The organism is Streptomyces sp. NPDC004752 (assembly GCF_053601275.1).
Genome location: NZ_JBSGBN010000039.1, coordinates 24,495 through 43,504, shown reverse-complemented (window position 1 = coordinate 43,504; position 19,010 = coordinate 24,495). Strand labels below are relative to the sequence as shown.

Here is a 19,010-nt window from a genome sequence, read left to right as displayed (position 1 = left end):
CCCGCTCCGCCCGGACATCCGCTGCGGTGCCCCGCTCACCCGTGCCAGGACCGCCACAGCGCGGCGTACGCGCCGTCGGCCGCGACCAATTCGTCATGGCTGCCCAGCTCGCTGATGCGGCCGTTCTCCACGACGGCGATGACGTCGGCGTCGTGGGCCGTGTGCAGGCGGTGGGCGATGGCGACCACGGTGCGGCCGTCCAGGACGCGGGCCAGGGAGCGTTCGAGGTGGCGGGCCGCGCGCGGGTCGAGGAGCGAGGTCGCCTCGTCCAGGACCAGGGTGTGCGGATCGGCCAGCACCAGCCGGGCCAGAGCGATCTGCTGGGCCTGGGCCGGGGTGAGCGCCAGTCCACCCGAGCCGACCTCGGCGTCCAGCCCGTCGTCCAGGGCCCGCGCCCAGCCGTCCGCGTCGACCGCGCCCAGCGCCGCCCACAGCTGCGCGTCCTCGGCGTCGGTGCGGGCGAGCAGCAGGTTGTCACGCAGCGTGCCCACGAAGACGTGGTGTTCCTGGTTGACGAGCGCGACGTGTGAGCGGACCCGCTCGGCGGTCATCCGGGACAGCTCGGCGCCGCCCAGGGTGATCCGGCCGTCGCGGGGCGCGTAAATGCCGGCGAGCAGCCTGCCCAGCGTGGACTTGCCCGCGCCCGACGGGCCGACCAGGGCCAGCCGGGTGCCCGGCGCGACCGAGAGCGACACCTTGCGCAGGACGTCGACGCCCTCGCGGTAGCCGAAGTGCACCCGGTCCGCGTGCACGTTCCGCCCGTCGGGGGCCAGCGAGGCGTCCCCGGCGTCCGGCTCGATGTCCCGCACCCCGACCAGCCGCGCCAGCGACACCTGGGCGACCTGCACCTCGTCGTACCAGCGCAGGATCAGATTGACCGGGTCGACGAGCATCTGCGCGATGAGCGCGCCCGTCGTCAGCTGGCCCACACCGATCCAGCCCTGCAGGACGAAGACCCCGCCGGCCATCAGGACCGAGCCGAGCACCACCACATGGGTGAGGCTGACGACCGGGAAGAGCACCGAGCGCAGCCAGAGGGTGTAGCGCTCCCAGGCCGTCCACTCCTTGATCCGGCGTTCCGACAGGGCGATGCGCCGGTCGCCGAGGCGATGGGCCTCGACGGTGCGGCCGGCGTCGACAGTCTCGGCGAGCGCGGCGGCCACGGCGGCGTAGCCTGCGGCCTCCGAGCGGTAGCCGGAGGGGGCCCGCTTGAAGTACCAGCGGCAGCCGATCACCAGCACCGGCACGGCAAGCAGCACGGCCGCCGCCAGCGGGGGCGCCGTGACGACCAGACCGCCGAGCAGCAGCGCCACCCAGACGACGCCGATCGACAGCTGCGGCACGGCCTCGCGCATGGCGTTGGACAGCCGGTCGATGTCCGTGGTGATACGGGACAGCAGATCGCCGGTGCCCGCGCGTTCCAGGACGCCGGGCGGCAGCCCGACCGACCGGACGAGGAAGTCCTCGCGCAGGTCGGCCAGCATCCGCTCGCCGAGCATCGCGCCGCGCAGCCGCACCTCGCGCACGAACACGGCCTGGACGGCGAGCGCGAGCGCGAACAGCCCGGCGGTCAGGCCCAGATGCAGTTCCCGGGCCCCGTCGGAGACGCGTTCCACGAGTCCGCCGAGGAGGTAGGGGCCCGCCATCGAGGAGACCACGGCCATCGTGTTGACCGCCATGAGGACCAGGAAAGTACGGCGGTGCCGCCGGAACAGCTCGGTCACATAGGCGCGCACGGTCGCGGTGGCACCGACGGGCAGGGTGGTGGCCGTCGTCGGGGCCGCCGGGTCGTACGCCGGTGGCGCAACGCCGATCATGCGCTCTCCTCGATCTCTTCCAGTGGGCCGCGCAGGTCGGCCGCGTCGTCCAGCGGGCCGCGCGGGTCGGCTCGGTCGTGCCGGGTGCCGCGCGCCGCCGTCTCGTCCTCGGTCTCGCGGGTCACGACGGACCGGTACCGGGGCTCGGTGCGCACCAGTTCGCGGTGCGCGCCGACCGCCACGACCTCGTCGCCGTGCACCAACGCGACCCGGTCGGCGCGGTCCAGGAGGAGCGGCGACGAGGTGAACACCACCGTCGTGCGTCCCGACCGCAGCTCCCGCAGCCCCTGTGCGATCCGCGCCTCGGTGTGCGAGTCGACGGCGGAGGTCGGCTCGTCCAGGACGAGTACCTCGGGGTCGGTGATCAGCGACCGGGCCAGCGCGAGCCGCTGGCGCTGGCCGCCCGACAGTGACCGTCCCCGTTCCGTGATCCGGGCTTCCATGGGATCCCCGGTGTCCAGGGACCCCTGGACGAGCGCGTCCAGCACGTCCTCGCACTGCGCGGCCGCCAGTGCCGCGTCGGCGCGGACACCGGCGGACGCCGGCACGTCGAGGAGGTCGCGCAGCGTGCCGGACAGCAGGATCGGATCCTTGTCCTGGACCAGGACGGCGGTGCGGGCGCTGTGGAGGGGGAGTTCGTCGAGCGGTACGCCGCCGAGGAGTACCGACGGGCCCGGCTCGGCCGGATGCCCGCCCAGCCGTTCGGCGAGCCGCCCCGCCGCGTCCGGGTCACCGCACACCACGGCGGTGAGCCGGCCCGCGGGCGCGAGCAGACCGGTGGCCGGGTCGTACAGATCACCGTTCGGCACGTCGGCCGCGCGTGAGCCGCCGGCGTCCGTGGTCCGCTCCAGGGACAGCACGCGGGCCGCGCGTTGGGCCGATGGACGCGAGAAGGAGTACGCCATGGCGATCTCCTCGAAGTGCCGCAGCGGGTAGGTGAGGACCATCACCGCGCTGTAGACGGTGACCAGTTCGCCGACCTGGATCCGGCCCTGGCGGGCGAGGTGGACGCCGTGCCAGACGACCGCGATCAGCAGCAGGCCCGGCAGCAGCACCTGGATCGCCGAGATCAGGGCCCACATCCGGGCGCTGCGCACGGCCGCGTGCCGCACCTCCTGGGAGGCGCGGCGGTAGCGGTCGAGGAACAGCTCCTCGCCGCCGATGCCACGCAGCACGCGCAGTCCGGCGACGGTGTCGGAGGCCAGTTCCGTGGCCCGGCCCGCCTTCTCGCGCTGGACGTCGGCACGCCGGGTCGCCCGGGGCAGCAGCGGCAGCACGGCGAGGGCCAGCACGGGCAGGCCGACCGCCACGACGACACCGAGAGCCGGTTGGTAGACGAGCAGGCCCACGCAGACCACGACGACCGTCAGGGCGGCGGCGGTGAAGCGGGAGGCGGCCTCGACGAACCAGCCGATCTTCTCGACGTCGCCGGTGGAGACGGCCACCACCTCACCGGCCGCGACCCGCCGGGTCAGCCCCGATCCGAGCTGTGCGGCCTTGCGGGCCAGCAGTTGCTGGACGCGGGCGGCGGCGGTGATCCAGTTGGTGACGGCCGCCCGGTGCAGGAAGGTGTCGCCCACCGCGATGCCGAGGCCGCAGATCACCATCAGCACGCCGGTCAGGGCGAGTCGGCTGCCCGAGCGGTCCACGACGGCCTGGACGGCGAGGCCGACACAGAAGGGAAGCGAGGAGACGGACCCGAAGTGCAGCAGGCCCCAGGCCAGGGACTTGAGTTGGCCGCCCAGTTGATTGCGTCCCAGCCACCACAGGAATCGAGGGCCCGAACGTGCGTCCGGCACGCCCGGGTCGGGATACGGAAGGTCTTGAATCTGCATGACGTCCCAGTGGCTCGTGTCAGGGAGGAAGCGGCGCGGGGTGAAGGGCGAAGAGGCGGTAGCAAACCGTGCAAGGTTCGCGTCGGAGGGTGGTGAAAATCAATGGGTTTTCCAAGGCGGCGCACGGAATCGGCGAGCCCGCCCGCACGGTGTCTCCCGAGTTGCCTCCGAGCCGCCCTGTCGAGGGTCCGCCGTGCGGAACATCGCGACATCGCCCGGTATGTGATGTCGTACTGAGCCGCTGCGGAGCGACGGAGCGCGGCGGGCGACGGTCACGACGGCGGGCCTCGGAACCTTCCTGGCGACCCTGTCGGTGTGGGGCGCCCCGGACCATGACGACGGCCTGGCGGGGTCGGCCGACCGGCCCGCCCGCACCCGGTCGCGGTCTGAGTCGTCACCCTCCCCCCCGGAGCAGTCCGGCCGGAGCGCGCCCGTGAACCTCCGTGTCCGGCAGGACCCGCACCGCGCTCGGGCCACCGGCGGGCGCACCGCGCACCGCGTGACCGACCTCGTCAACTCCCCGACGTACACGCCCGGTTCGGAGTATCGCGTCGACACCCGGGCGGCCCTCGGCCGCCCGTCGTCGGCTACGGCAGCAGCTCGCACGGTCGGGCGACGACCACCGTCGGTCGGACGCCAGAGCCCACCTCGGCACACCGCTGGACCGACGGTGAGACGAACGGACGTCCTCGACGCCATCCGGGCCGACGAGCGAGCGCTACCGGCTGTCAGGCTCGCGCCGCGGCTACGACCGCTCGCCGACGACCGTCCAGGGAGTACTCACCCAGGACGACGACCACCGCTGAGGGGGCGGTGTGCCTCCGCGTCGCGCCACCCGCGCCAGCCGCGGTGACCCGTCGCCCGCACCAGTCGCGGTGACTCGGCACCCGCACGAGCCGCGGTGACCCGTCACCGCACCAGCGCCTGCTGACGCGGCACCCGCACCGGGCCAGGGCCCGCGCGGGTCCCGGGGTTCGCTCAGCAGCGCTCGCCGATCGTCCCGTCGATCAGGGTGTCCAGCAGCCCGCCGAGCAGTTCGCGCTGCTCGGCGGAGAGCGGGGCGAGGATCTCCGCCGCCGCCGCCCGGCGTGCGTCGCGCAGCTCCGCGAGGGTCACACGCCCGTCGTCGGTCAGCTCGATCCGGGTCACCCGGCGGTTCGTCGGATCCGGCACCCGGCGCACCTTGCCGCTCGCCTCCAGCCCGTCGACCAGTGTGGTCACCGCGCGCGGCACCACCTCCAGACGCGCGGCGAGGTCGGCCATGCGCGGGGGTGAGCCGTAGTGCGCCAGGGTGCGCAGCAGCCGGGACTGGGCCGGGGTGACGCCCAGGTCCCGGCGCTCAAGATGGCGCTTCTGGATGCGGTGGACCCGGCGGGTGAGGCGCAGCAGCTGTTCCGCGAGCAGGCCCTCGGGGTCGGGGATGGTCATGGCGGGAACAATATCAGGACTCCATTCATTGTGAGTAGCGGTAACAATGAGCTATGATCCCTCAGTCGTCGTCGGCCGATCTCCGCGCCGACCCCACTCACCTCCGTAGGAGCCCATGCACCTCGACCACAACCCCTCCTGGACACCCCCTTCCGGCGCACAGGAACAGCCCCGGCAGGTGCGCCGTGTCCTGGCCCTCTTCCGCCCGTACCGCGGGCGACTCGCGATCGTCGGTCTGCTGGTCGGCGCCTCGTCGCTGGTGTCCGTCGCCACGCCGTTCCTGCTGAAGGAGACCCTGGACGTCGCGATCCCGCAGGGCCGCACCGGTCTGCTGAGCCTGCTCGCGCTCGGCATGATCCTCAGTGCCGTCCTCAACAGCGTCTTCGGCGTGCTGCAGACCCTGATCTCGACAACCGTCGGCCAGCGCGTCATGCACGACCTGCGCACCGCCGTCTACGGCCGCCTCCAGCGCATGTCGCTCGCCTTCTTCACCCGCACCCGCACCGGCGAGGTGCAGTCCCGCATCGCCAACGACATCGGCGGCATGCAGGCCACCGTCACCTCCACCGCGACCTCCCTGGTCTCCAACCTGACCAGCGTGGTCGCCACGATCGTCGCGATGATCGCCCTCGACTGGCGGCTGACCGTCGTCTCGCTGGTCCTGCTGCCGGTGTTCGTGTGGATCGGCCGCCGCGTCGGCAACGAACGCAAGCGGATCACCACCCAGCGCCAGAAGCAGATGGCCGCCATGGCCGCCACCGTCACCGAGTCCCTGTCCGTCAGCGGCATCCTGCTGGGCCGCACGATGGGCCGCGCCGACTCGCTCACGCGGTCCTTCGCGGAGGAGTCCGAGCAACTGGTCGACCTGGAGGTACGGTCCAGCATGGCCGGCCGCTGGCGCATGGCCGTGATCACCATCGTCATGGCCGCGATGCCGGCCGTCATCTACTGGGCCGCGGGGATGACGCTCCAGCTGGGCGGTCCCCAGGCATCCATCGGCACCATCGTCGCCTTCGTCTCGCTCCAGCAGGGCCTGTTCCGCCCGGCCGTGAGCCTGCTCGCGACCGGCGTTCAGATCCAGACCTCGCTCGCCCTCTTCCAACGCATCTTCGAGTACCTCGACCTGCCGATCGACATCACCGAGCGGGCCGAGCCCGTCCACCTCGACCGGGTCAAGGGCGAGGTCCGGTTCGAGGATGTCGAGTTCCGGTACGACACCGAGGGCGCCCCCGTGCTGGACGGCATCGGCATCACCGTCCCCGCGGGCGGCAGCCTGGCGATCGTCGGCCCGACCGGCGCGGGCAAGTCCACGCTCGGCTATCTGGTGCCCCGGCTGTACGACGTCACCGGGGGCCGGGTCACCCTGGACGGCGTCGACGTGCGCGACCTCGACTTCGACACCCTCGCCCGGGCGGTCGGCGTCGTCTCGCAGGAGACGTATCTCTTCCATGCCTCGGTCGCCGACAATCTCCGCTTCGCCAAGCCGGACGCCACCGACGAGGAGCTGTACACCGCGGCGAAGGCGGCCCAGATCCACGACCACATCGCGGCGCTGCCCGACGGATACGACACGGTTGTCGGCGAGCGCGGCCACCGCTTCTCCGGTGGGGAGAAACAGCGGCTGGCCATCGCCCGCACCATCCTGCGCGATCCGCCGGTGCTGATCCTCGACGAGGCGACCAGTGCCCTGGACACCCGTACCGAGCACGCGGTTCAGGAGGCCATCGACGCACTGTCCGCCAACCGGACGACGCTCACCATCGCGCACCGGCTCTCCACCGTTCGCGGGGCCGACCAGATCGTGGTCCTCGACTCCGGGCGGGTGGCCGAACGCGGCACACACGAGGAGCTGTTGGGGCTGGACGGGCGCTATGCGGCCCTGGTCCGCCGGGACGCGCAACTGGAACCGACAAGCTGAAGATATGCCAGGTTTGCGGAGATATGCGGGTTAACGTGCCCGCATGCACATGAACACTCCGCCACGGAGCACGATTCGACTCACGCGCCGGGGCAAGCTCGTCCTCGTCGTGACCGGCGCCGTCGTGGCCGGCACCGCCGTGGTGGTGCCGCTGCTGACCCTCGGCGGCGCGGACCGGAAGCCCACCAGCCTGGTGATCCCGGAGGGCTGGCGCGTCAGTCAGGTCTACGAGGCCGTCGACAAGGCGCTCGCCCTGCCCGCGGGCAGCACCGCGAAGTCCATCGGCAAGACCGGCCTCAAGCTGCCGAAAGCCGCCGAGGGCAATCCCGAGGGTTACCTCTTCCCGGCGACGTACCAGGTCGACGAGGACGCCACGCCCCAGACACTGCTGCAACGCATGGTCGACACCGCGAACGCCAAGTTCGACGTCGCCCCCGTCGCGGCCGGTGCCCAGCGCAATGCGATGAACGTCTACCAGGCCGTCACCATCGCGAGCATCGTCCAGGCCGAGGCCGCCTCCAGGACCGACATGGGGAAGGTCGCCCGGGTCGTCATCAACCGGCTGCAGCGCGGCATGCCGTTGCAGATGGACTCCACCCTCAACTACGCGCTGCGCCGGAACACGGTCCGCACCAGCCTGGACGACACCCGGATCGACAGCCCCTACAACTCCTACCAGCGCATGGGGCTGCCGCCGACGCCCATCGACAACCCCGGCGAGGACGCGATGCGCGCCACGCTCAACCCGACGCCCGGCGACTGGCTGTACTTCGTCACGGTCAAGCCCGGCGACACCCGCTTCACCGCCGACTACGCGGAGCACCAGCGCAACGTCGCGGAGTTCAACGCGCTGTCGCAGAAGAGCAAGGAGGCGCGACGCAGTCCGAGCGGTACGGCATCACCGTCCGGAATCCAGCGGTCCCGGGATGAGCCACCGGGACATCACGCGGCGACGGGCTCCACGGCCGACAGCCGTCTGATGTCCCGCACGGCGGCGCGCCCCGCCCGGTTGGCGCCGACGGTACTCGCCGACGGGCCGTAGCCGACCAGGTGGATCCGCGGATCGGCGACCACGCGGGTCCCCTCGACCCGGATCCCGCCGCCCGGCTCGCGCAGCCGCAGCGGGCTCAGATGGTCGAGGGCCGCCCGGAACCCGGTCGCCCACAGGATCACGTCGGCCGCCACAACCCGCCCTCCGCCGAGCCCCGGGGACCCCAGCCACTCCACCCCGTCCGGGGTGATCCGGTCGAACATCGGCTGCCGGTCCAGGACGCCGTCCCGCAACCCCGGCCGGACGGCGTCGTTGAGCGGCAGGCCGGTGACCGAGACCACACTCCGGGGCGGCAGCCCCTGGCGCACCCGCTCCTCGACCAGGGCCACCGCGGCCCGGCCCGCGCCCTCGTCGAACGGGCCCTCCCGGAACACCGGCGGCCGTCGGGTGACCCAGGTGGTGGCCGCCGCGTACGGGGCTATCTCCAGGAGATGCTGGGTGCCGGACGCGCCGCCGCCCACCACGACCACCCGCTGCCCGGCGAACTCCCCGGAACCCGCGTACTGCGCGGTGTGCAACTGCCGTCCGCGGAAGGTTTCCTGTCCCCGATAGCGGGGCCAGAACGGCCGCTCCCAGGTGCCGGTGGCGTTGATCAGCGCGCGCGTGGACCATGTGCCGTCCGAGGTCTCGACGAGTAGCCGCCCGTCCGTCCCCTCGCGCACCGCGCGGACGTCCACCGGCCGCCGCACCCGCAGACCGAACGTGCGCTCGTAGGCGTCGAAGTAGGCGCCGATGACCTCGGCCGACGGCCGTGCCGGATCGGCGTCGGTCAGCTCCATGCCCGGCAGCGAGTGCATCCCGTGCACCTTGCCGTACGTCAGCGACGGCCAGCGGAACTGCCAGGCGCCGCCCGGCGCGGGGGAGTGGTCCAGGACCACGAAGTCGCGGTCCGGCTCGAAGCCGCTGCGCCGCAGATGATAGGCGCTGGACAGGCCGGCCTGCCCGGCCCCTATGACGACTGCCTCGACCTCGCGCTCGTTGTTCACGTCCGTCCCAACAGCGCCGTGGCCGGGGATCTTCCCGTGCGCGATTCAGCGGCCGCTCGCCACCAGGATCGGTGCCCCCTCCCCGGTGCCGGTGCTGTCCAGCAGCCCGCGGGAGGCCAGTTCGGGGATCACGCCCTCCCCGAACCAGTAGGCTTCCTCCAGGTGCGGATAGCCGGAGAGCACGAAGTGCTCGACGCCCAGCGCGTGGTACTCCTCGATCCGGTCGGCCACCTCGGCGTGGCTGCCGACCAGCGCCGTGCCCGCGCCGCCCCGGACCAGGCCGACGCCCGCCCACAGGTTCGGGTGGATCTCCAACCGGTCGCGGCTGCCCCCGTGCAGGGCCAGCATCCGCCGCTGCCCCACCGACTCGCTGCGCCCGAGCGCCGCCTGCGCGGCGGCGACCGTGTCGGCGTCGAGATCGTCGAGCAGCCGGTGCGCAGTCGCCCAGGCATCGGCCGCCGAGTCGCGGGAGATGGTGTGCAGCCGGATCCCGAACCGGACCGTGCGGGCCTCCCGTTCGGCCAGCGAACGAATCCAGTCGATCTTCTCCTTGACCTGGGCCGGGGGCTCGCCCCAGGTCAGATACACATCGGCGTGCCGGGCCGCCACCGGCCCGGCGGCCGGCGACGACCCACCGAAGAAGAGCTGCGGCAGCGGACGCGGCGGCACCGCGGTCAGCCCGCCCTCGATCCGGTAGTGCGTGCCGTCGTGGTCGTAGGGCAGGCCCCGCCACACCCCGCGGACCACCGACAGGAACTCGTCCGTGCGCTCGTAGCGCCGGTCGTGGTCGAGGTGGTCGCCGAAGCGCCGCTGCTCGGCCGAATCGCCGCCGGTGACCACGTTGAGCAGCAGCCGCCCGCGGGTCACCCGCTGATAGGTCGCCGCCATCTGTGCGGCCAGCGTCGGCGAGATCAGCCCGGGCCGGAAGGCGACCAGGAACTTCAGCCGTTCGGTGTGCTGGGCGAGCGCGACCGTGGTCAGCCAGGCGTCCTCGCACCAGGTGCCGGTCGGCGTCAGCACCGCTTCAAAACCCAGCCGCTCGGCGGCCTTGGCGATCTGCGCGAGGTAGTCGATGTCCGGGGTGCGCACCCCTTTGACCGTCCGCGTCGCCCCCGCCTCGTTGGGCGCGTACGCGTGCCGGTCCACAAGCGTGCGGCCGTCGCCGCCCGTGGGCAGGAACCAGTGCAGCCGTACGGTCATGTCACGAGCCTCCGTCTCAGGAGCGGGCCGGGGTGGTGGACGGCGGCGTGCCGCCGCCGAACCGGGTGTCCACGCAGGCACCGAAGTCGGTCCTGCGCGGGACGAGCGTCAACTCGGTATCGGTGCCGGTGATCTGCTGTTCCCGGGCGACGGCCTGCGGGTCGACGGCGACCGTGACCCGGGTTGGGCGGGTGCGCCGGGGGTCCGGCCGCGAGGCGCTGAAGCGCGGTGCCCATCGCCGAGGGCGGCGAACCGTCGGCGACCGGATCGCCCCCGACCTGCGCGATCCGGCCCGGCGAGGCCGACAGGTCGGACGTCAACATGCCCGTGGCGCTGAGCAGTTGCCTCAGCGCGAGCAGCGGTACGGGGCCGGTGGTGCGGGGCGGTCGGCGGGGCATGTGGGCGCGGTGGGCGGAGGTGCGGACGACGGGGTGCGGACCGAGGGCGGGGGAGGAGGGCTCGGCGGGGTTCGCGGTGGCGGCACCCGACGTGGAGATATCCGTAATGTCCGGCTCCGGGTGGCCGGGCGGGGCAGGGCCGACGGTCATGGGTGCTCCACGGGCAGAAGGGCGAGGGCGGTGGGTGGGCGCCTCGGCGCCGTCAGGCCGGCACCGCCGTGTCAGGGTCGGACCGCAGGTGCGGGCAGGACTGCGGAGCGCGGTTGAACGAGCGGCAGAAAGCGCGGCTGAACGAGCGGGAAAAGCGCGGCTGAACGGGCGGGAGAATGGGCGTCAGCGGCCGCGGCGACACGCGGCGGAGGCCACCCGCAGCAGGTCGATGTGACCGCGCGTGGTGAGCAGGGCTGTACGCAACATGCGGGCGAACGTAGCCAGTCGCGGCGGGGCGGTCAACGGTGTCTCGGAAAGTGGACCGCAGGTACCAGGGGCCGGGTGGCCGGGCGGACGGTCGGAAACCGGCCGTGTGGGCCAGGATGGTGGCATGCCAGATGCCTTCACCACGCGCGTGCTGAACGTCGCCACCGGTTCCCGGGAACGGGTCGTCGACCTGACCGGCGACTGCGATGCCTTCCTGCGGGAGACGGCGGCCGACCGCGACGGCCTCCTCAACATCTTCGTCCCGCACGCCACCGCGGGGATCGCCGTCATCGAGACCGGCGCCGGCAGCGACGCCGACCTGCTGGCTGCCCTGCACACCCTGCTGCCCGCGGACGACCGCTGGCAGCACCGGCACGGCAGCCCCGGCCACGGCCGCGACCATGTCCTCCCGGCGATCGTCCCCCCGCACGCCACCCTGCCGGTGCTGCGCGGCCGCCTGGAGCTGGGGACGTGGCAGTCCGTGTGCCTGGTGGACACCAACCGGGACAATCCCAGCCGTCAGGTGCGGCTGAGCTTTCTGGGCTGATGCCCATGAGGGGACTGTGGCGTCGAATTCCGGCGGCACCGAAGGTCCCTCGGTCCGTGCGTGACAAGCCCGTGAGCATCATGCTCCTGGGCGCGGTCGGGGGCGGCCTTTGAATCCGCGATCTCTCCGTGACCTCTCCGTCCCGAATGATGTTCGGGCTGGATCCAGCGCGCGGTGCAGGCCGACGCCGATCTGGCAGGCCGGCTCGACCGGAGCACGGTCGGCGTCGATTCCGACCACCGTGCTCACCCAGCACGCGGCTCGGGGCCCGCAAGACCGCACCAGAGGCGCACCTCGATGGGCGTGTTTCGTTTGGGCGGGCTCTTGGAACTTGATGACGCCACCGCCGTCCGGCGTCTGAACGGTCACAGGCAGTGGCGGGAACCGCTGGGCTTCGGCGTGGGCGAGATTGCCGTGCTGGTCACCGCGGTGGTCTGGCTGGTCAGGCCCGACAATTGGTTGAACAGGCCGAACAGGCTCTGACGTCGGCCGTCATCTACGAAGTCGAACGCGGCAGCTCCTGGACCCAGATCGGGGCCTTCCTGGGAATCGGCGCCGACGAGGCAGAAGAGCGATACTCGCCTGCTCTCCAAGCGCGGAACCCGGCTTTCGAGGGGCCATACCCACTGGGCGAGACGGGTCGTAAGCGCATCCGGCAGTTGCCCACCGTGGCACACGACCCTGACTAAGCGTGCGCTCAGCTCGATCAGCGGGCCTTCGTCCAGTGCATCGGCATCAACGACCAGCGTGCCGTCAGCGCCGGTCCCATTGTGGCCGGCACGGCGGACGAGCTTGCACCCAGCAGCGTAAAGGGGAGGGACCAGCGATCGCGCCCACCTGCCTCGGCCCCGAGGGAGCTGAACGAGTCTCGGCATTCACCATCGACACCGAGGCTGAGCCACCGTCCCACGGCGATCGATGACCGTTCGTTCTTGGCATTCCGCAGGCTGTGATAGCCGGGCTCACCAACACCGCCGACCGTATACCGCGGTCGAGAACGTCACCAGCGATGTCCAGCTGAGACCCTGCTCCCCCGAACAGTGTCTGAGCGACATCGTCCCCCGAAGGTGACGTCCTCGACCGCTCCCCCGGTCCCCACTGTGGTCCAAGTGTCCGCGCGGGTCGGTCTGTGCTGTCACCAGCACATGACGGCCGTCTCGCCCGTTCCCCACGTGGAGTACAGGCGGACGCGGACGAAGTAGCGGCGGCCCTTGACGAGCCTGACCCGAAGGACGGCGTTGTGCGGTGTGCCCCCGTCGTCCTGGCCGGCGAGGTAGCGCGGCTCGCCGTCGCGTTCCTCGAAGGCGACGACGACGCTGTCGCCGTCGCCGAAGGTGCCCACCGAGTAGTCGCGGGTCTCCGGTGGATCGACGGCGAAGTCGGCCTGCCCGCCCGGCCCCAGGCCGAGCGGTACCGAGCGGAACGGCACCAGCGCGGCCGGTCGATGGGGCTCCGGCTCCTGCCGGTCGAGTCGGTGCGCGACCGGAGGAGGACCGGCGGGCGGGTACCAGCGGAGCACGAACTCCTTGTCGGCCGGGGACAGCGTGCCCGGCGGATGCAGCCCCCCGTGGTACTGCTCCGGCTCCAGCACCAGCCCCGCCTCGAAGGGGAACTCCATGATGGACTGCGGGTCCCAGACGGCGCCGTTGACCTCGGACGGGTCCAGCTTGCGCAGGATGTTGAAGAACGTCCTGTCCCGGTTCCAGAAGTTCGGCGGGCCCGCCAGGTCGGCGTACACCGCCTCGTCGTCCCAGTGGATGCCGGCCAGCGGGCTCTGGTGCTCGTGCCGCATACCGAGCGCATGCCCTATCTCGTGCAGGGCCGTGGCCCGCTGCCCGGGCCGGGTCAGGTCCCAACCCAGGTTCATGGTGCGCTCGTTGAGGCCGACCGCGAGCGCGTCCCGGCCCACCTGCGACCAGGAGCCGTCGCCGACCTGGAACCCGATCCGCAGCTCCGCCTCGCGGCGGTCGGCGACCTCGGCGAACGTCACCCCGATACCGAGGTCCTGCCACTCCCGAAAACACTCCCGGACGACGTCGCACTGTTCCTTGGCACCGGCCCACGGCACCCGTCGTTGCTCCCCGGTCCCCGGTACGGGGATGACGGAGCCGTCGCTGTCGGCATCGAAGAAGTAGTAGTGCAGGACCGTCCCGTTGACCCATATGCGCCGTCCCCCGACGAGCGCGCTCAACCGCTCGGCGGCCAGCCCCGGCGCGAAGGACGGGGCAGGCTGCTGCGGCAGTGAGCAGTAGCGCTGGGTCATGCGTCAAGACTGCCGTCGGCCCGCCCGGGGCGCCTGAGTCGGGGGCTACTCAAGTCCCCCTGTATCAGGCGTGGGTATCGGGACTCTCCATGACGTGACGATTTATGTACAGGACGCCAAGACCCTTGAACTGCCCTGGCCGTTCACCGGCCGGGAGGACGAACTGGAGCTGATCCGGCGGTCCTTGGCCGCGACACGGCAGGGCATCGTGGTGACCGGTCAGGCGGGCTGCGGCAAGACCCGGCTGGTCACGGAGGCCGTGCGCGGCGCCGACTGCGTCCGGGTGACCGGGACCCCCGAGACCCGCTCGCTGCCCTTCGCCGCGTTCGCCCCGCTGCTGCCCGAGACGGTCTCGCTGCACCGCGCGGTGCGGTCGCTGTCCGGCGTGCGCCTCCTCGTGGTCGACGACGCCCATCTGCTCGACGAGGCATCGGCCGCCCTGGTCCACCAACTCGCCGTGCACGGCCGCACCCGACTGGTCGTGATCGCCGCGGCCGGGAGCCCCGCCCCCGGCGCGGTGTCCCGGTTGTGGATGGGCGACCTGCTGCCGCGGCTCGCCCTGGAGCCGCTGCCGCACGAGGAGACGGCCCGACTGCTGGCCGGGGGCGTCGCCTTGGAGCCGCTCACGGTGCGTCGGCTGCACCTGGTCTGCCGGGGCGATCTGCGGCTGCTGCGGGACCTGTCGGGCGCGCTGCGCACCCAGGGGCTGCTGACCGGGGTGCCCGGCACGGACGAGTGGGCCTGGCGCGGCCCGGTGCCGATGACGCCCACCGTGCGTGAGCGGATCGCCGGCGTCCTGGACCGCTCCGGCCCCGGCGAGCGCGAGGTGCTGGAACGCCTCGCCTTCGCCGAACCCCTGCCGCTGCGCCTGGACGACCTCGACCTGGACGTTCTCGAACGCGTCGAGGCCGACGGCCTGGTCCTCGTCGACGACCACGGCGGTGTCCGCCTTGCCCACCCCCTGCACGGCCCGGCGCTGCGCGCCGGTGTGGGTCGGCTGCGGGCCCGGCGACTGGCTCGCGGCCCGCGGCAGTACGGTCCGGCCCTGGCCGCCGAACAGCGGGCCCTGGCCCGGCGGATCGAGGAGATGGACGTACGGCCGCTGTCGGCCCCGGTGGGGGAGTGGCTGCTCGCGGAGGGGGCGACCGTACCGGCGGGATACGCGGCGGTACGGGCCCGGTTCTCGCGGCTGCGGGGGGAGTTGCGGGAGGCGGCGGCGTGGGCCCGGGCGGGGCTGCGCGAGGCACCGGGCGACACACCGTGCCGCGCCGAACTCGCCCTGGCCGCAGCGCAGTCGGGCGACCCGTGCGGCACCGGGGGGTTCTCGGCCGACGGGGGCCCGAAAGAGCGGGGTTTCGGCGGTGAATTCGCCCTGGCGGCAGCGGAGTCGGGTGACTCGGGTGGGGTCGATGGGCTTCCGGCCGAGGGAAGCCTGGGAGGGCGGGGTGGTGAACTAGCCTCGGCCGCAGCGCAGTTGGATGACTCGGGCGGGGTCGGGGGGTTCTCGGCCGACGGGGGCCCGAAAGGGCAGGGTTTCGGCGGTGAACTCGCCCTGGCGGCAGCGGAGTCGGGTGACTCGGGCGGGGTCGGAGGGCTCGCCGTCGACGCAAGCCTGGAAAGCGGCCATGGCGGCGAACTCGCCCTGGCCGCGGCGCAGTCGGGCGACTCGGGCCGCACCGAGGGGCTCGCGGCCGACGCAAGCCCGAAAGGGCAGGCCCACGGCGGCGAACCCGCCCTCGCCGACGGCCCGTCGTTGACGCACGGGACGGCGGCCTGGGCCGCGGCGGCGCGCGGCGACGTGGACGGCGCCGTACGCGCACTCGTCGCCGACGCCGACAGAGCCGGTGACCCCGGCGGCGCCGCCGGTGCCGACGACCGCGGTGGCCCAGGCGGCTGGCACGACAACGCGTACGCCCACTACGACGCCGTACGCCTCGGCGCGCCCGAACTGGCCGCCGGACGGCTGCCCGGCGACGGGGTGCTGGCCCGGCACGCCGACGCGCTCGCCCGCGGCGACGGGCCCGCCCTGGACCGGGCCGCCGCGGCCCTGGAGGAGCGCGGCTTCCTGCTCTTCGCGGCCGAGGCATACGCCCAGGCCGTACGGGCGCACCGCGACCCCAGCGCCGCCCGCACCGCCCGCACCCGCGCGGTCGCTCTCGCCCGCCGCTGCCAGGGCGCCCGCACCCCGGCGCTGTCCGGGCTGGTGCTCGGCGAACTCACCGCCCGGCAGCGGCAGATCGTCACGCTCGCCGCCGCCGGGCTGAGCAACCGGCAGATCGCCGAGCGGCTGACGCTGTCCGTCCGCACCGTCGGCAACCACCTGTACGGCGCCTACACCCGGCTGGGCGCCAGTGACCGGGGCGCGCTGCCCTGGCTGGTGGAACTGCCGGATGCGGCCTCGGCCTGACCGGCCGCCGGTCGGGTCTCAGGCCGCGCCGAACGCCGCGAACGCCCATCCCGTCGCCTGATGGACCGCGTCGCCCGGCACGGCCGCCCGCGCGTCGCGCAGGGCCTCGGCCAGGGAGAGTCCCGCGTCGAGGCCCTTGTGCAGGGCGAGCATCAGCGGCACCACCGCGGCGTCGTTGACCGGCGCGCTGCTCGCCACCACCCCGGCCGTGCCCAGCGGGAGCAGCGCGGTGACCAGGCCGAGCAGTTCGTCGGCGCCGACCGAGGCGAGGCGGGCGGTGTCGCAGCTGGACAGGATGATCCGGTACGGGCTGCGGTCGAGGCGTTCGAAGTCATGCACGATGAGCGGGCCGTCGGCCATCCGCAGCGCGGAGAACATCGGGCTGTCCGCACGGAACGTACCGTGCGCGGCGATATGCGCCAGCGCCGCCCCGTCCAGCTCCCGCAGCACGTACGGCACCCGCGCGTCGTCGTGCTCCAGGACCGTCGCCGCGCCGTACCGGCCCGCCGCCTCGGGCACTTCGGCGCCGCCGGTCGCCAGCCCGGGCCCGCGCACGAAGACATGCCGGCCGCCCGTCGGCGCCTCGGTCTCCCGAGCCCGCAGCCAACTGCCCGCCGACGGCGAGACGCTGAGCACCCGCTCGCGCAGCGCGGGCAACAGCGCCCAGGGCACCCGGTGCAGCGCCCCGGGCGGCACGATCACCACCGGGCCGCAGCCGAGCCGGCGCACCGCACCGCCCAGCAGCAGTTCCTCCAGTCGGCGTCCGGCCGCCTCCACCAGCGGCAGCCGCCCCTCAGCCCCGGGATGGGCGAGCCGCCGCAACCCCGCCTGGACGTGTTCCGCCTCGGTCAGCGCCTCGGCCAGCGCCCCGCCCTCGAACCGCCGCACCCGGCCCCGACCGCACAGCAGCACCTGCACCCGCCCGTCCAGCACGGCGAGTTCGACCAGCGTCGTGGCACCGAGCCGCTCCAGCAGCCGGGCGGCGTCGAAGCGGCGGCCGTCGCCGGACGTGTCGCCGCGCCTGTGATGGGTCCGGGAGCGGATCTCCCGTTCCAGGCGCCGTTGTTCGCGCTCCAGGGCGGGCACCGGACGGCCCGCCACCCGGGCGGCCTCCGCGCGGGCGGCGATCTCCCGGAACGCGGTCAGCCCGCTCAGCAGCGCCGGGTCGGCGGGCGGCCGGATCGGCGGCGCGGACAGCACCGTGGCCCGCCACCGCTCGCTCCACTCCAGCAGCCGCCGCGGACCGCCCCTGGCCAGGCTGGCCTGTTGCGCCAGCGCCGCGAGTTCCGCGCCCTGCGCCGTGGCCCGGGCCCGCAACTCCGAGGCGCCCAGCGTCATCCGGTGGTCGTCGAGCACGTCGAGCCCGCGTCGGCATGCCTCCAGGACACCCCGCCCGGAACCGGCCGCCCGCGCCCGCAGCGCCTGCGCCGCCCAGCCCGTCATCCGGGCCAGCGGCGGGCCCGCCTGTCTGCTGCGCGCCGCCAGCGCCAGATGCCGCTCCGCGTCCGCCGTCCAGCCCAGGCCGAGCGCGATCCGGCCCGCCAGCAGGGATGCCTCCGGCGCGGCCGGCGAGCCGAAGGACGCCAACCGTTCGGCGACCGCGGCGGCGTCCGCGACCAGCCGCCCCGAGCCGCGCCCGGACGCCACCCGCGCCTCGATCAGCACCAGCCGGGCGTGCGTCTCCCACCAGCTGCGCCGCTGTGCCGCGAACAGCCGTACGGCGACGGCGGCCCGGGCGATCGCCGTGTGCGGGTCGCCCGCCGAACGGGCGGCCCGGGCGGCGGCCAACAGCAGTTCCGCCTTGCGGGTGGACTGCCCGCCGATCCCGTCGAGCGTGGCGATCGCCGTGTCCGCCTCGGCCAGCGCCTCCGGGGCCAGCCCGGCGGCCATCAGCACCTCGCACCGGCGGATGTTGAGCATGAAGGTCGGCGTGCCCAGCCTGGCGTACCGCCCCTCGGCCTCGTCCAGCAGGCGCAGCGCGGCCGGGATGTCGCCCGACCGGAACGCGGCCAGTCCCCGGCTCTCCACGGCGTCGGCCTTGTCGTGTTCCTGGCCGGTGGTCTCCCACAGCCGCTCCGCCGCGGTGAAGTCGGCGTCGGCCCGGTCCACCGCGCCCAGCGCCAGATGCACCGTGGCCCGCAGCGTCAGCGCCCGCGCCGTCCAGATGACGTCGTCGGCCTGGCGGAGCACGGAGATCGCCCGACGCACGTCCTCCAGCGCCTCCCGGTGGCGGCCCAGCACCCACCAGACGTAGGCGCGGCGGTACAGCACCCGGGCCCGGGTGTGCCCGGTGCCCCGGGCCACCCCGCGCTCGAAGGCCGTCAACCCCTGCCGTGTGCGCCCCGCGTGCACCAGTGCGACCCCGAGGGTGGCGAGGACATCCGCCTCGCGCTCGGCGGACTCGGCGTGCGCCGCGAGGTCACGGGCCCGCCGCAGATGGCCGAGGGCGATCCGCAGGTCGCCGAAGTCCCGCTGCCAGATGCCGATCACCTGGTGGGCGACGGAGGCGTGCAGCGGCGGCGGACCGGTCTCCAGCACCCGCTCCGCGCGCGCCAGGGCCTCCATGGGGGCGGCGAACACCATCGGCAGCAGTTCGAGAACCGAGTCGTTTCCCGCTGTCACCCCTCGGATGGTAGTGGCCGGGGGCTGCACGTCACACGGGTTCGTCACAGCAGTAGCAGTAGGTAGCAGTAGATCTCGCTGGTTATCAGTGGTTATCAATGGTTATCAATAGGTCTCGGCT

11 protein-coding genes and 1 pseudogene are annotated in these 19,010 nt (G+C 73.3%); 5 read left to right on the top strand and 7 right to left on the bottom strand.

The window, feature by feature from the left end:
* Positions 1-35: 35 nt before the first annotated feature.
* The 3 genes from ACWEKM_RS18350 to ACWEKM_RS18340 all read right to left on the bottom strand — a co-directional run bounded on the left by ACWEKM_RS18350 (position 36) and on the right by ACWEKM_RS18340 (position 5,080).
* Positions 36-1,817 carry an ABC transporter ATP-binding protein gene (locus tag ACWEKM_RS18350; RefSeq protein WP_451622211.1) on the bottom strand — a complete coding sequence of 594 codons (1,782 nt, stop codon included), beginning with the start codon at positions 1,815-1,817 and terminating at the stop codon, positions 36-38.
* The gene (locus tag ACWEKM_RS18345) at positions 1,814-3,652 is read right to left on the bottom strand and encodes an ABC transporter transmembrane domain-containing protein (RefSeq protein ID WP_451622210.1); all 1,839 of its coding nucleotides are present in this window, start codon (positions 3,650-3,652) and stop codon (positions 1,814-1,816) included. The genes ACWEKM_RS18350 and ACWEKM_RS18345 overlap by 4 nt, the downstream gene beginning before the upstream one ends.
* Before the next feature lie 978 nt (positions 3,653-4,630).
* Positions 4,631-5,080 carry a MarR family winged helix-turn-helix transcriptional regulator gene (locus tag ACWEKM_RS18340; RefSeq protein WP_451622209.1) on the bottom strand — a complete coding sequence of 150 codons (450 nt, stop codon included), beginning with the start codon at positions 5,078-5,080 and terminating at the stop codon, positions 4,631-4,633.
* A 115-nt stretch (positions 5,081-5,195) separates the two neighbouring features.
* On the opposite strand from ACWEKM_RS18340, the gene ACWEKM_RS18335 reads away from it, so the two are divergent.
* Together ACWEKM_RS18335 and mltG are read left to right on the top strand one after the other, a co-directional pair.
* Entirely contained in the window at positions 5,196-6,998 is a 1,803-nt protein-coding gene (locus tag ACWEKM_RS18335) for an ABC transporter ATP-binding protein (protein ID WP_451622208.1), read from the top strand.
* A gap of 43 nt (positions 6,999-7,041) precedes the next feature.
* Positions 7,042-7,887: pseudogene (gene mltG, locus ACWEKM_RS18330) on the top strand (endolytic transglycosylase MltG); the annotation flags it as partial.
* Positions 7,888-7,940: 53 nt separating this feature from the next.
* Here mltG and ACWEKM_RS18325 read toward each other — a convergent pair.
* Together ACWEKM_RS18325 and ACWEKM_RS18320 are read right to left on the bottom strand one after the other, a co-directional pair.
* On the bottom strand, positions 7,941-9,035 hold the full coding sequence (locus ACWEKM_RS18325; RefSeq protein WP_451622207.1) for an NAD(P)-binding domain-containing protein: 1,095 nt from the start codon (positions 9,033-9,035) through the stop codon (positions 7,941-7,943).
* Positions 9,036-9,080: 45 nt separating this feature from the next.
* Positions 9,081-10,235 carry an LLM class flavin-dependent oxidoreductase gene (locus ACWEKM_RS18320; RefSeq protein ID WP_451622206.1) on the bottom strand — a complete coding sequence of 385 codons (1,155 nt, stop codon included), beginning with the start codon at positions 10,233-10,235 and terminating at the stop codon, positions 9,081-9,083.
* Between the two features lie 939 nt (positions 10,236-11,174).
* On the opposite strand from ACWEKM_RS18320, the gene ACWEKM_RS18315 reads away from it, so the two are divergent.
* Together ACWEKM_RS18315 and ACWEKM_RS18310 are read left to right on the top strand one after the other, a co-directional pair.
* On the top strand, positions 11,175-11,597 hold the full coding sequence (locus tag ACWEKM_RS18315) for a YjbQ family protein (protein WP_451622205.1): 423 nt from the start codon (positions 11,175-11,177) through the stop codon (positions 11,595-11,597).
* A 174-nt stretch (positions 11,598-11,771) separates the two neighbouring features.
* Positions 11,772-12,080, top strand: a complete 309-nt coding sequence (locus tag ACWEKM_RS18310; protein ID WP_451622204.1) for a hypothetical protein — start codon at positions 11,772-11,774, stop codon at positions 12,078-12,080.
* A gap of 652 nt (positions 12,081-12,732) precedes the next feature.
* Here ACWEKM_RS18310 and absR1 read toward each other — a convergent pair.
* Positions 12,733-13,860, bottom strand: a complete 1,128-nt coding sequence (gene absR1, locus ACWEKM_RS18305; protein WP_451622203.1) for a beta-glucuronidase AbsR1 — start codon at positions 13,858-13,860, stop codon at positions 12,733-12,735.
* A gap of 94 nt (positions 13,861-13,954) precedes the next feature.
* Between absR1 and ACWEKM_RS18300 the strand changes: the two genes are divergently transcribed.
* The gene (locus tag ACWEKM_RS18300; RefSeq protein WP_451622202.1) at positions 13,955-16,267 is read left to right on the top strand and encodes a LuxR C-terminal-related transcriptional regulator; all 2,313 of its coding nucleotides are present in this window, start codon (positions 13,955-13,957) and stop codon (positions 16,265-16,267) included.
* Between the two features lie 18 nt (positions 16,268-16,285).
* Here ACWEKM_RS18300 and ACWEKM_RS18295 read toward each other — a convergent pair whose 3' ends face one another.
* Positions 16,286-18,889, bottom strand: coding sequence for a CHAT domain-containing protein (locus ACWEKM_RS18295; protein WP_451622201.1), 2,604 nt, complete (start codon positions 18,887-18,889; stop codon positions 16,286-16,288).
* Positions 18,890-19,010: the final 121 nt, after the last annotated feature.

Excerpts from the sequence above, each read along its gene's own strand:
- ACWEKM_RS18340 (WP_451622209.1), bottom strand. The coding sequence starts at position 5,080 with ATGACCATCCCCGACCCCGAGGGCCTGCTCGCGGAACAGCTGCTGCGC.
- absR1 (WP_451622203.1), bottom strand. The coding sequence starts at position 13,860 with ATGACCCAGCGCTACTGCTCACTGCCGCAGCAGCCTGCCCCGTCCTTC.
- ACWEKM_RS18345 (WP_451622210.1), bottom strand. The coding sequence starts at position 3,652 with ATGCAGATTCAAGACCTTCCGTATCCCGACCCGGGCGTGCCGGACGCA.
- ACWEKM_RS18320 (WP_451622206.1), bottom strand. The coding sequence starts at position 10,235 with ATGACCGTACGGCTGCACTGGTTCCTGCCCACGGGCGGCGACGGCCGC.
- ACWEKM_RS18335 (WP_451622208.1), top strand. The coding sequence starts at position 5,196 with ATGCACCTCGACCACAACCCCTCCTGGACACCCCCTTCCGGCGCACAG.
- ACWEKM_RS18315 (WP_451622205.1), top strand. The coding sequence starts at position 11,175 with ATGCCAGATGCCTTCACCACGCGCGTGCTGAACGTCGCCACCGGTTCC.
- ACWEKM_RS18350 (WP_451622211.1), bottom strand. The coding sequence starts at position 1,817 with ATGATCGGCGTTGCGCCACCGGCGTACGACCCGGCGGCCCCGACGACG.